Here is a 12,838-nt window from a genome sequence, read left to right as displayed (position 1 = left end):
TATGTCAGCAATTGATGGTAATTTCGTTTATCAAAAGACATTATCCTGTGGGCGAATTGAGGTAAGCAGCGAGGAAACCGATTATCCTCTTACTGATCTCTTTGATATCGCCGAACGGCGGAATCCAAAACGCGCATTTCTGTTTGTCAGTAAAGTGCTGGGTCGACATATTCCTGTCTCTCCTCTGGTCATGCGCAATGTTTATACACAGCTGGCGGAGAAGTTTCCCGGGACTCTGGACGGGCCGGTGGTATTTATCGGGATGGCTGAGACGGCTGTCGGCCTCGGGGCGGGAGTGTTTGATGAGGTGCGCAAGCATCACCCTGACTGTGTTTATCTGACATCAACCCGCCATCCGGTCGATGCCGAACTGTTGTGCGAGTTTAAAGAAGAGCACAGCCATGCCACAGACCACCTGATCTACTATCCAGTTTCTGCGGCCATGCGGAAAACCGTAGCGGAGGCACAAACATTAGTGCTCGTGGATGATGAAGCCACGACAGGGAAAACGTTCCTCAATCTTCTCGCCTCATTACGTGCATCGGGTGCACTCCGGAAGGTACGACGGGTTATTGCTGTCACGCTGACTGACTGGAGCGGAGAAGCACTCAGTCAGTACAGCCCCCTGCCCCTACATACAGTATCGCTCATCTCCGGCAACTGGCGCTGGACACCCGAACCGGATGCCCCGCTTCCTGTCATGCCCCAGGTAAATGTGACCTCCAGAGGGAACGTCCCGATCACAGGCAAACAATCCTGGGGGCGACTCGGGATGCAGATACCGGCGAGTGACCTGGGTCTCCAGGTTCAGGTTTCGCATGGTGAAAACATTCTGGTACTGGGCACCGGTGAATTTGTCTGGGAGCCGTTCCTGCTGGCTGAGCGACTTGAAGCGGCAGGTGCTCAGGTCGTGTTCAGTTCGACGACCCGCTCACCGATTTCCACTGGTTATGCTATCCAGTCCGCCATTGCTTTCAGCGATAACTACGGACTGGGTATTCCAAATTATGTCTATAACGTTGCTCATCAGCAGTTTGACCGGATCCTGATTTGTTGCGAAACGCCAGCTTCCAGCGTGGACCCCCGGCTGCTTGAGGCGCTTTCCGCTGTTGCTCCCACCGTAGAGGTGATTACCTATGAATAAGCCCGTCGTCTTCAGCGACCTCGATGACACCCTGTTCCAGACCCGCCGAAAAATGGTTGATGAACTTGCCCTTGAACCGTTCCGGACCGGCGCACTGGATCGCAGCCTCACGCCTCGCAGTTTTATGACCGAAGAGCAGGCCATGCTGGTGGACTGGTTGCTGGAACATGCGGACCTCATTCCGGTGACGGCCAGAGGTACGGAAGAAATCAGTCGGGTACAGATCCCCTTCCGTTCCTGGGCCGTGACCACTCATGGCGCGGTGATCCTTCGTCCAGATGGTACGCCAGACAGCGACTGGAAAGCCCATATGCTGGAGTGCCTGTCCTCCTACGCCGACCGCTTAACATCAATGCAACATATCATCACCGAGCTCATGGATGCGCGAGGCATTAATGCCTGGGCACGCCTCAACTACGAATATGAGGGTACGCCGGTGTATCTGGTCATGAAGCACCGCGACAGCACGAAGCTTGATGAACTGAACGCTGTCGGGGATGAGATTGAGCGCGTTTTTTCGACCGAAGGGTTTTACATCCACCGTAACAGCAACAACATTGCCTGGTTACCCTGCCCGGTAGAAAAAGGGCTGGCCGTTTCATGGTTGCTGGAGAAACTGCGTCAGGAGCGCGGGGTTTTCCCGGTGATGGGGCTGGGTGACAGCCTGAGCGACCATCGGTTCATGAAACTCTGCAGCTGGTTTGGTCTTCCACGCCAGAGTCAGTTTGCCGAGGCCATATCACAGCGTATTTTTGGAGAGCAATAAGATGTCGCATTTTGCCCCGTTTTCTGGTTCCTATAAACCGGACGATGTTCACTTTTTGCTGAAACCCATTGTCATGGAGATGACACCGGTTGACCTGAAGGAAGAACTGATTCAGTCAGGAAAAATGCATTATTCCGACATGTTAAGCCAGGAACCAGAGCCGACCCGCTGGCACCTGGATCTTTTCACCCGTGCGCTTGACTCGGGAGCTGCACGTCTGGCACGGGAGGTATCTTATCTTGCTCGTGAACTGGCCCGTCGTGCTGGCGATGAACCCATTGTCCTGGTCAGCCTGGTCAGAGCTGGTGTTCCACTGGGGGTCATGCTGCATCAGGCTCTGCGTGCGATGGGAAAACAGTCTTTCCACTACGGGATCAGCATTATCCGCGACAGGGGTATTGATGCTGCGGCGCTTGATTTTATCGAATCACGCCATGGTACTGGTGGCATAGTGTTTGTCGACGGCTGGACGGGAAAAGGAGCTATTACCGGCGAATTATCCCGCACACTGAAGGACCGTCCCGGTTATCCGGAGCAGCCTCGACTGGTTGTGCTGGCTGACCCCTGCGGATGTGCCTGGCTTGCTGCCAGTGACGATGACTGGCTTATCCCGTTCGGTATCATGGGCGCGCCTGTCTCGGGTCTGATTTCGCGCTCTGTCTGGGCCGAAGAAGGCCTGCATGGCTGTGTGGTTTGCGATCACCTTCAGTCTTTTGAATGCAGCCAGATGCTGGTGGATACGGTAGCACATTTCCGTGAACAGCTTGACGGTAAACCCCTTCCCGCTTCTGACTGGGACGCAGGGAAAAATGCCGCACGCTGGCAGCTGAGCAGAAAAGTTATCCAGAGCCTTGCTGCGCGTTATGAGGTGGACAGCATTAACCGCATTAAGCCGGGTATCGCTGAAGCGACGCGGGCGGTTCTGCGTCGTGTACCTGATCATGTTTTTGTTCGCCAGATGGATGACCCGGATGTTTCTCTTCTGGTTGGGCTGGCAAAAGAGAAAGGTATCCAGGTGACGGAAGCCGGGGATACGCTCGGTCAGTATCGTGCGGTTACCATTATCAAAAAGGTACGCTGATGAAAAAACAACCCACCCCATGGGAACTCGGTGCCACGCTGTATATGCCTGCCACACGCAAGGATATCGCTGAGGTCGTTCTGGAAGGGAAAATACCGGGGCTACGCTCTCTGGTTGTCTGCCTGGAAGATGCGGTCAGCGAGCATGACATCCCTCTTGCGATTCAGAATCTTTCGCTGTTTTTGAAGCAATTGAGACACGCAAGAGCCGTCAACGATGATGAGAAGTACCCACTGGTATTTATCCGCCCACGTCACCCTGATATGGGGAGATGGTTAACGACTAATTTCGACCTGAGTGCAGTTGATGGTTTTGTACTGCCCAAATTCACCCTTTCCACGCTCCCGGTTTGGTGGGACATCATGGCAGGAACATCATTGATGATGATGCCAACGCTTGAAACCGAAGAAGTCTATGATGTTATTAAAATGCAGGCGCTGGCAAATGAACTTTCGAGTCATGACTGCCGTGACCGCATAATCGCTTTGCGGATCGGCGGAAACGATCTCATGAACGTCGTGTCTCTGCGACGGCCACGGGATCTGACCCTTTATGACACTCCTATGGGTTATGTCATAAAAATGCTTGTGTCAGTATTCGCTCCTCGTGATTTTGCGCTTACCGCACCAGTATGCGAACACATCGACGATCACGGCGTTCTGGGACGAGAACTCTCTATGGATATCGCCCATGGGCTGGTGGGTAAAACGGCCATTCATCCTGATCAGATTAGTGTCATAGAGGAGGCGCTTAAAGTGTCTCCTGGTGAGCATTCAGATGCGTTACGAATTCTGAATTCCACCCAGGCAGTCTTCAAATCTCAGGGAGCGATGTGTGAACCGGCCACCCATCGCCGGTGGGCTCAGGGGATCCTGGGACGGGGACAGGTATACGGTCTGACTACGGGGCAAAATCCGGAAGGAATCAGGCTTATTCCAGTTTCTAAGCAGCACTGAGGAAGCATATATGGGATTCAGATTTCGTAAATCGATCAGCATTATCCCGGGGGTCAGGGTTAACCTGAGTAACGGGGCCCCCAGTCTGAGTATTGGCCCCCGTGGAGCTTCGCTGTCAGTGGGAAAGAATGGAACGTTTGCCAACCTGGGCCTTCCCGGAACGGGACTGAGTTACCGCACCCGGATTGACAGAACAGCACGGGAAAGAGTGAATACCAGGCATCAGGCAGATCCCGGTCTGAGGTCTGAACTGGAGCTGGTGGTGGAAAAACTGATGTCCACCGTAACAGCGATAACCAATATCCATGAACTCTCCCCTTCCCCAAAGGGAGGGAATACCTGGGCCACGCTCGAGACACAGTACCTGGCGCTCCGTCAGGGCAGTTTCACTCTTCCTGCGCCGGTACGACCAAACAAACCTGAATATATACCTCTTCCACCAGAACCTGATGAGCATGCCGGTCGCGGTTTCCTTGGGGGATGGCTTGAATCTGATGCAGCCCGACAAGAGCGACAGAACGAAAATCTTCGGCGGTGGCAGGTGACAGTCGCTGATATTGAACGTGAAAATGCGTTGCTGAAGCAGCGTTATGAGAAACAGCGTATAGCCTGGGCTGAGCAGTACGCAGAATGGCAGCATCAGTACCAGGAGCATGAAAAAAATCGCACGGACTCTGTAGCTTTAGCGAAAGAGCAATTCCGATCTGACGCCCGCTTCTTTGAACATTGTCTTGAGGAAGTTTTCTCGCAAACAGAATGGCCGCGAGAAACGCTGGTGACGTTTGAGGTACGGCCTGAAGAATCAACAGTCTGGCTTGATGTTGATTTACCTGAGATTGAGGATATGCCTGATAAAGTGTATAGCGTGAATGCCCGGGGAACTGATATCAATGAAAAAGCCATGACACAGAAAGCGGTCCGGGAAAGTTACGCTAAACACGTTCACGGATGCCTGCTGAGATTAGCAGCAATCGTTTTTCAGACGCTTCCGTTTGAACAGGCCGTCATTTCAGGCTTCACTCAGCGGGTGAGTAAACGCACTGGATATCTTGAAGATGAGTACATTATTTCCTGGCGGGTACGCCGCTCTGAAATCGAGCTAATCAACTTCGGGAATCTGCGTGGCGTTGACCCTATTGAAGCATTGGGTGATCGAGGTCTGATCAGGAAAATGAGTTCAACTTACATTTTTCAGCCTATAGAACCACTGACCCAGATGGCAGGTACCGACTGAATATGCAATTAAACACCAGACAGGAAAGAGTTTACACCCTGGCTAACATACTTGGCTCAGGGAAGCCTGTATCGGCGCAATCCATCACCGCGACGCTGGCCTGTTCTGAGCCGACACTAAGCCGGGCGCTTAAAGAGCTGAGGGAAACTTACGCTGCTGAAATTAAATACAGTAAGGCTGGCCACTCCTATCAGATGGTACACTCCGGATTACTGGATAAGAAAACACTAAAGAGAATGAGTGAGGCGCTGGACCTTAATTCTGATTTAAAAACACATGACCAGGGGGCACGGGTGGTACTGGATAAGGATATAAAAACTTCCGTTTCCCTGTCGATAAGACGCCGTGTTCTTCGCAAAATTGACAAACTGGCTGCGCTAAGCGGTACATCAAGAAGCGAGGCAGTAGAAAAATTAGTAGAGTTAAAAATTGATGAAATTATCAATGAAATGAAGAAATAGCAGAATATTAGTGGGGTGGTTGTTCTCACTCCACTAATCGGCAATCTTTACCATTTTCCCAACAGGTGTTTATTGTATAACTACAGATAAAAAGCAAATTAATAAAATAAAGATTCTTAATTCATAAATAATCCCTGTGTTTTATTTTATTAGTTTTCTTTTAACTAACCATCGTCGCCGTATTATTAAATGCAAAAACGTTAAACCATATTTTATATAGATTATGACCTGTCCAGTTTCCCGGCGACGGGTTATCAATATGGCGAATGCCTACTAAAAATGGCGGGGATCGTATTGTTGAAATATTGCAAATTTGTATTGTTGTTCAACCAACTCGCGCGTTTGAAACAACGTGAAAATCTCACTTTGTGATTGCTGAACTAACTATATGCCTTTGTTTTTAGTAATATGATATGAAGTGTTTATAAAACCATGTTCAGGAAATGAGCTCCCCCATCAACCATTAAGGAAAGTTTAAGATGAGAAGACTTCCCGTCTATCTGCTTCTCGATACATCAGGTTCAATGCACGGAGAGCCTATAGAGGCAGTTAAAAATGGTGTCCAGACACTACTGACCACCCTGAAGCAGGATCCTTATGCACTGGAAACTGCATATGTCTCTGTCATTACTTTCGATTCTACTGCACGTCAGGCCGTACCTCTTACAGATCTCCTCAGTTTCAATCTCCCCTCTTTTTCGGCAAGCGGAACTACCGCTCTGGGCGAAGCCTTATCCCTGACTGCAAACCGAATTGATTCAGAAGTTCAGAAAACGACAGCGGAGACAAAAGGCGACTGGCGTCCACTCGTTTTCCTGATGACGGATGGTGGCCCTACTGATGACTGGCGTAAAGGACTTAATGAATTCAAAGCAGCCAAAAAAGGGGTAGTTGTCGCATGTGCTGCCGGGCATGATGCAGATACGGATGTGCTTAAGGAGATCACCGAGATTGTTCTCCAGCTGGACACTGCCGACAGCTCTTCCATCAAAGCTTTTTTCAAATGGGTGTCTGCCAGTGTTTCCGTAGGTAGCCAGAAAGTCGATGCCGGTAAAAAAGAAGTTATCGGTCTTGATGATTTGCCTCCACCGCCGCCAGAAGTAAACGTGGTTTTATAAGCAATTAACTTAAGAGAGGATCCTATGACTGTCAGCTTACGGAAAGGGCAAGGCGTCAGCCTGCGTAAAAATGAGTTCGATCTTTCCTCAGTCACGATAGGTCTTGGCTGGGACATCAATGAAGAGAAAAAAGGGTTCCTGGGCGGAATTTTTGGCAAAAAAGAGGAGGAGTATGACCTCGATGTTATTGCCTTTCTCTGCAACGCAGCCGGTAAAGTGACTGATCTTGGCAATGTTGAAAATGGTAAGCCGACACTGGTTAACGGCGATATTGTCTTCTTCAACAGTCTTCGCCATAAATCAGGGCAGATCTGGTTGACCGGCGATAACCGGACAGGTGCCGGTGACGGAGACGATGAGCAAATTATCGTAAAACTAAACAGCATCGATCCGAAGTACGAAAAAATTGTCTTTATTGTTCAGATCTACAACGGCGAAAAATTACAGCAGCACTTTGGAAAAGTGCAAAATGCATTTATCCGGGCGGTAGACGGAAAAAATGTGGAAATGGCACGCTTTGACCTCTCCGGCGGTGTAGCCTTTAATGGTCAGCGATCGATGGTCTTTGCTGAGCTTGTCCGGGAATCCAGTGGCTGGAAACTGAATGCGATAGGCGAGCCTTCCACCTCCGATTCGTTCGTAAGCCATCTGAGGAACTATATCTAAATGCGAAGACTACCCGTATATCTGCTCATCGATACTTCCGGCTCAATGAGAGGAGAATCGATACATTCAGTGAATGTGGGTGTGCAGGCTATGCTGAGTGCCCTGAGACAGGACCCTTATGCGCTTGAAAGCGTCCATATCTCAATAATTACATACGATAATGAAGCCCGGGAGTATGTTCCCCTCACTGCCCTGGCTGACTTTCAGTTTTCTGATATAGAAGTACCAAGTGCGGGCGGCACCTTTACCGGCGCGGCGCTTGAATGTCTGATCCAGTGTGTCGACCGGGATATTCGCCGCTCTGATGGTGAACAGAAAGGCGACTGGAGACCGCTGGTGTTTCTGATGACAGATGGTACTCCGTCAGATGCCTGGGCTTATGGGGAAGCTGTTAAAGAGGTTCAGCGGCGTTCGTTTGGTTCCATTATAGCCTGTGCTGTTGGCCCTAAAGCGGGACACGAACATCTGAAACTACTGACTGACAAAGTTGTGGCTCTTGAAACACTGGATTCGACCGCATTTTCAGGCTTTTTCAAATGGGTCAGTGCCAGCGTGGCTTCAGGAAGCTCCAGTGCCGGAGTCACTACTGATTCGGACACACTTCCACCACCACCACCCGAAATCCAGCTTGTTCTGTAACTTACGCCGGTATGGCAGGGAATAACCCTGCCGTATACCGATAAAGTCCATCTCTGCTATGGACGTCACATTTTGCTATGAGGGAGTTTCCTGTGAGACGACTTCCCGTTTTTTTTGTTCTGGACTGTTCTGAGTCCATGATTGGTGAAAACCTGAAAAGGATGAATGATGGCTTGCAGAAGATTGTGAGCGATCTGCGTAAGGACCCTCATGCTCTGGAGACTGTCTGGGTGTCAGTAATTGCCTTTGCCGGTATTGCCAGAACGATTGTCCCGTTACATGACATTGTGTCTTTTTATCCCCCTCGCCTTCCTGTTGGTGGAGGAACTAACCTCGCGACTGCCTTACGGGAACTGACAACACAAATAGATTCTCAGGTCCGAAAAACGACGCTGGAAGAAAAAGGTGACTGGAAGCCAGTTGTCTACTTACTTACTGACGGCCGACCGACAGATGACATTTCAGCTGAGGTTAAGCGCTGGAACGAATTTTACGCAAAAAAAGTGAATATGATTGCTGTGGGGATCGGACCATCAGTTGATCTCAGTGTACTCAGGCAACTGACTGAAAACGTCTTATCGTTTACCGAAAATCAGGAAGGCGATTTTTCGCGGTTTATCCAGTGGATCACAGCTTCAGTCACAGCTCACAGTCGTAGTGTTGGCGAGGATTCTCAGCCGCCCCTGAAACAAACTGACTATATCGTCAAGCTTGCCAAAGATGACACAGCCCGTGCATACGATGAAAACTGTGTGGTATTAACCGGGCGTTGCAGTAAAACCCGTCGACCCTATCTGATTAAGTATGAGCGTCCGCCAGCCAGGGTATCGGGCCTCGCTTTCGATCTAAACCTTAACAGCTTCAACATTGCTGGTTGTTATCCTGTGGATGAAGATTACTTCTCATGGACGGATATGTCCGTAGCCGGGGCGCAGATAAACACCAGTGAACTCCATGGCGTACCAGGGTGCCCACACTGCGGAAACAGTAGTGCTTTTGCGATGTGTACCTGCGGAAAACTTCTCTGTATTGATGGGCCTGATGATGTGAACTGCCCATGGTGTGGGAAAGGTTTGTCCTTTCAGAGCGAGGGTGGAAATTCAGATTTTAACGTTAGCAGAGGACGCGGCTAATGAGCGAGTTCATTACACCTGAACATAAAATTATTGCTCTCATTCTGGAGGCATCAGGGGAACCGACTGATGCTGATAAAGTATGCTGTCTTGGTAACATACCTGATGTTGCCCTTGCTGTGCGGCAGCTGAGAGAAACGGTCATTCAACACTGTGCAAGCGAAGCCATACCGGCGGAGAACACTCAAACAGTTTCAGAATGTCTTACCCAGCCTTTTTCTGACAATATCCTCCCACCTCAAAACTCGGGTGAAAGCGAAGCTGATCGACCTGAGATTGAACCCGTCCATGCCGCTACTGCACTTCAGGGAAATGATAAGCAGGAAGCGCATAGTGAAATGGTGGATGATACAGCGTCAGAAGGCGTTCAGGGACACACTGAAGAAGTTCCTGATGCAACCGGGGTCTTACAGACTGAGGCTTCCGTCACGGCGCAACCAGAAGACATGGATAAAACCAGTCCGGTTGTTTCTGACAACCTTTCAGCTGACTCCGCAGTCAGTGCTTTACGGCCCGGGGAAGTACCTCAGAGAGTGGAGAATAAAACATCCCCTGCCCCCGGAAAAGTGCCGGAGGTGTTTATCATGCTGCCAAATGCACGGGCAGGTGAACCCTACGATGTTCGACTGGAAATAGCGACCGATACAGGTGTTGAGGCAGAGATCACGGAGGTTAACTTCTCTCAGGACATAGGGCTGATATTTGATATCAATGAGCGACGCCTCCAGGGGACACCAGGGCAGAGCGGAGACTTTGAACTGACTGTGAAATGGTCATGCAGCTCACATCGTGATAATGAAAAAAAGTTACTTTTTGTCGTGAACCCTGATCCGAAAAGTCTCTGGAAAGTGATTGACCCGCCTTCTGATGCACCATTCTACAAGAAGAGTATCGACCACCAGAGTGTCTGTCGGTCAGGTATTCATATTGCCGGAGCAAGCCGTCGTGGACGCTCCCATGAACATGTAGGCTCTTTTCGTGACGACGATTATTACCTCAACTTCAGTGATGTATCCGGATGGAGTGTATTACTGGTAGCTGATGGCGCGGGGAGCGCTAAATATTCCCGGGAAGGCTCCCGTATCGTTTCTGAAACCGTTGGTAACTATCTCTTCAACCAGTTCAAGACTGAAAAAGGGCTTGAGATCAAAAACAGGGTCCTTCGCTGGAACAGTGAAGATCAGCGAGCAGTATGGGAGTTTATGAACCACCACTTCAGACAGGCAGCGGTACTGGCCGTAAACAATATCAGCAGTGCCGCAATTTTGGCTGAAGATAAAGTAAAGTCATTCTCAACAACTTTACTCGCGACCGTCACTTTTCGCGACGGTGCCGATCTGTTTGCCGCGTCTTTCTGGTTAGGTGACGGTGCGATAGCTGCATATGGACCTGCTGGCAAAGTCAGAGTGCTGGGGACACCGGATAGCGGAGAGTATGCAGGTCAGACGCGGTTTCTGGATGCCGATGCCGTCAGTGATGCCGGATTCAGTAAACGTATCAGTATCGGTAAGTGGAACGACATATCGCATCTGGTTCTGATGACTGATGGTGTTTCCGATCCCTGGTTTGAGACGGATAACGGGCTTCAGAATCCACAAAAATGGGACAGGCTGATGGCCGAGCTCTCTCCCCTACTCACAGACCCTGAACATGCCTCGGCACAACTGGTGGAGTGGCTTAACTTTTTCTCTCCGGGAAATCACGATGATCGCACAATCATTGTGCTCTGGTGAAATTAATGCGATAGCAGGTGGCTATTCATGGCAAATATAATTACATGCAAAACTAAGGATGGGAAAACCATTCAGTATGTCGATGAAGTCATCGGCTCTGGCTCAATGAAAGACGTTTATTTTTCTCCGGATAAATCATATGTCGTAGCCTTCTACCATAAACCGCAGAATGAACAGGCCCGGGAACGTATCAACATGATCACCGGGAGGTACCGGCAGAATATTTTTGAGCAGACGGGTGGAGATTACTGGAAAGGTCTCTTCTGCTGGCCCACTGATGTGGTTGAGCACGCTGATAAGGTGGGTATTGTTGTACCTGCTTACCAGCAGCATTTCTTCTTCCGATATGGTTCCAAAAACAATGATTTCCTCGGGATCAAAGGACGAGAAAAGGAAGGGAAATGGTTTGCCAGCGCGAACAATCAGAATAAATTTCTGGATCCGCGTGAACGTGGCAATACGCTTAACTATCTGAAGGTCTGCATCCTTCTAACGCGTGCAGTCAGACGAATGCATGCTGCGGGCCTGTGTCATAGTGACCTGAGTTATAAAAATGTGCTGATAGATCCGGAACTGGGCCACGCATGCATTATTGATGTTGATGGGCTGGTGGTTCCGGGAAAATATCCTCCAGACGTGGTTGGTACACCTGATTTTATTGCCCCGGAAGTGGTGAAGACAAGCCATCTCCCCAAAGACGATCCCCGCCGCGTATTGCCGAGTATCGCTACTGACCGGCATGCACTTTCGGTACTCATTTACATGTATCTTCTTTTCCGGCACCCGTTACGGGGAGGGAAAATTCACGATATCGATGATGAGGTCAGGGATGAGGCGCTTTCCATGGGAGAGCGGGCACTTTTTATCGAACACCCGACTGACAGAAGCAATGCAGTTAAGGTTAATCAGGTCTCATCGTTTTCGCTCCCGTGGGCAGATCCTCAGAAAATCCCGTACACCATTATGGGGCCCTACCTGAAACCTCTCTTCGACCGGGCTTTTATTGACGGGTTGCATGATCCGTCGAAGCGCCCGACAGCCGATGAATGGGAGAGCGCCCTGGTAAAAACCGTTGATCTCATCCAGCCATGCCAGAACAATGATTGTGACCAGAAATGGTACGTTTTCAATGGCAAGACCAAACCCGTTTGTCCCTATTGCGGTACACCGTACAAAGGCAAACTCCCCATCCTGAATCTGTATTCGTCGAGAAAGGCTGGAACTTTCAGGCCAGATGATCACCGGCTTATGGTGTGGAGCGGTCAGTCATTATATGCATGGCACGTCAACCGACTGATTGCTCCTAACGAACGAACCACCGATGAGCAGAAGAAAAGGGTTGGTTATTTCGTCTTCCATAATGACCAGTGGTGGCTGGTTAACGAGGGGCTTAGCGGGCTCATATCACTTCCCGATCGGAAAACGGTCGGCATTGGTGAAAAGTTGCTGCTGGAGGACAACACCCAGTTCATCCTTTCTTCAGAGGATGGTGGACGGCTGGTAGTGGTACAACTCGTGGTGAATTAACTGATATTCATCACCAGCAAAAGGTGGAGTGAGGTAAAACGTTATCAGGCGTTTTGGTATGTAAATCAGATAAGCCCTGCTGCACGAGCCGGGCTTATTCCAGGGGTATTTGTGGGGTAATGGATGTCTTTGTTGGTATGAAATTTAGCTTTACATTAACCCTGACCTGACATTGTTGCAGCGCAGAGCTCAACTTCACCTGACAGGCCACTCTGGGCCAGAAACGGAATTTTGGTAGTTGTCTGGCGAAAGATACCTCAGCAGAATGAGACAATCACCTTTAAACATGACCTTAATTTTAGCGGCACTGTTGCAAATAGTCGGTGGTGATAAACTTATCATCCCCTTTTGCTGATGGAGCTGCACATGAACCCATTCAA

Annotated in this window: 13 protein-coding genes; 12 read left to right on the top strand and 1 reads right to left on the bottom strand. The window is 49.8% G+C overall.

Annotation, left to right across the window (positions count from 1 at the left end):
* Nucleotide 1 precedes the first annotated feature (1 nt).
* The 12 genes from L2I46_RS26295 to L2I46_RS26235 all read left to right on the top strand — a co-directional run bounded on the left by L2I46_RS26295 (nucleotide 2) and on the right by L2I46_RS26235 (nucleotide 12,458).
* Entirely contained in the window at nucleotides 2-1,144 is a 1,143-nt protein-coding gene (locus tag L2I46_RS26295; RefSeq protein WP_065813322.1) for a phosphoribosyltransferase domain-containing protein, read from the top strand.
* Nucleotides 1,137-1,910 carry a hypothetical protein gene (locus L2I46_RS26290; RefSeq protein WP_004181732.1) on the top strand — a complete coding sequence of 258 codons (774 nt, stop codon included), beginning with the start codon at nucleotides 1,137-1,139 and terminating at the stop codon, nucleotides 1,908-1,910. The genes L2I46_RS26295 and L2I46_RS26290 overlap by 8 nt, the downstream gene beginning before the upstream one ends.
* A gap of 1 nt (nucleotide 1,911) precedes the next feature.
* Nucleotides 1,912-2,991: a cysteine protease StiP family protein gene (locus L2I46_RS26285; RefSeq protein ID WP_065813317.1), complete on the top strand. Its 1,080-nt coding sequence runs from the start codon at nucleotides 1,912-1,914 to the stop codon at nucleotides 2,989-2,991.
* Nucleotides 2,991-3,947 carry an HpcH/HpaI aldolase/citrate lyase family protein gene (locus L2I46_RS26280; RefSeq protein ID WP_065813318.1) on the top strand — a complete coding sequence of 319 codons (957 nt, stop codon included), beginning with the start codon at nucleotides 2,991-2,993 and terminating at the stop codon, nucleotides 3,945-3,947. Before L2I46_RS26285 ends, L2I46_RS26280 begins: the two co-directional genes overlap by 1 nt.
* A 10-nt stretch (nucleotides 3,948-3,957) precedes the next feature.
* Complete coding sequence (locus L2I46_RS26270; RefSeq protein WP_272909879.1) at nucleotides 3,958-5,181, top strand: DUF4236 domain-containing protein; 1,224 nt, start codon at nucleotides 3,958-3,960, stop codon at nucleotides 5,179-5,181.
* A gap of 2 nt (nucleotides 5,182-5,183) precedes the next feature.
* Complete coding sequence (locus L2I46_RS26265) at nucleotides 5,184-5,642, top strand: ribbon-helix-helix protein, CopG family (protein ID WP_004026591.1); 459 nt, start codon at nucleotides 5,184-5,186, stop codon at nucleotides 5,640-5,642.
* Nucleotides 5,643-6,121: 479 nt separating this feature from the next.
* Nucleotides 6,122-6,760 (top strand): vWA domain-containing protein, encoded by a 639-nt coding sequence (locus L2I46_RS26260; RefSeq protein WP_014386542.1) that lies wholly within the window; start codon nucleotides 6,122-6,124, stop codon nucleotides 6,758-6,760.
* A gap of 24 nt (nucleotides 6,761-6,784) precedes the next feature.
* Nucleotides 6,785-7,426: a TerD family protein gene (locus tag L2I46_RS26255; protein ID WP_004026586.1), complete on the top strand. Its 642-nt coding sequence runs from the start codon at nucleotides 6,785-6,787 to the stop codon at nucleotides 7,424-7,426.
* On the top strand, nucleotides 7,427-8,065 hold the full coding sequence (locus L2I46_RS26250; protein ID WP_004026585.1) for a vWA domain-containing protein: 639 nt from the start codon (nucleotides 7,427-7,429) through the stop codon (nucleotides 8,063-8,065). It begins immediately after the preceding gene.
* A gap of 92 nt (nucleotides 8,066-8,157) precedes the next feature.
* Nucleotides 8,158-9,198 carry a TerY-C metal binding domain-containing protein gene (locus L2I46_RS26245; RefSeq protein WP_004026583.1) on the top strand — a complete coding sequence of 347 codons (1,041 nt, stop codon included), beginning with the start codon at nucleotides 8,158-8,160 and terminating at the stop codon, nucleotides 9,196-9,198.
* Nucleotides 9,198-10,931, top strand: a complete 1,734-nt coding sequence (locus tag L2I46_RS26240) for a PP2C family serine/threonine-protein phosphatase (RefSeq protein ID WP_032720947.1) — start codon at nucleotides 9,198-9,200, stop codon at nucleotides 10,929-10,931. The genes L2I46_RS26245 and L2I46_RS26240 overlap by 1 nt, the downstream gene beginning before the upstream one ends.
* A gap of 27 nt (nucleotides 10,932-10,958) precedes the next feature.
* The gene (locus L2I46_RS26235) at nucleotides 10,959-12,458 is read left to right on the top strand and encodes a helix-hairpin-helix domain-containing protein (RefSeq protein WP_004196935.1); all 1,500 of its coding nucleotides are present in this window, start codon (nucleotides 10,959-10,961) and stop codon (nucleotides 12,456-12,458) included.
* Nucleotides 12,459-12,653: 195 nt separating this feature from the next.
* Here L2I46_RS26235 and L2I46_RS26230 read toward each other — a convergent pair.
* Nucleotides 12,654-12,838: hypothetical protein (locus tag L2I46_RS26230; protein WP_236948343.1), on the bottom strand; the 185-nt coding region annotated here is incomplete at its 5' end.

Source organism: Klebsiella sp. 2019SCSN059 (genome assembly GCF_021739525.1).
Lineage (GTDB): Bacteria > Pseudomonadota > Gammaproteobacteria > Enterobacterales > Enterobacteriaceae > Klebsiella > Klebsiella quasipneumoniae.
The sequence above is the reverse complement of the archived record's forward strand: the minus strand, read 5'-3'. Positions and strand labels throughout refer to the sequence as shown.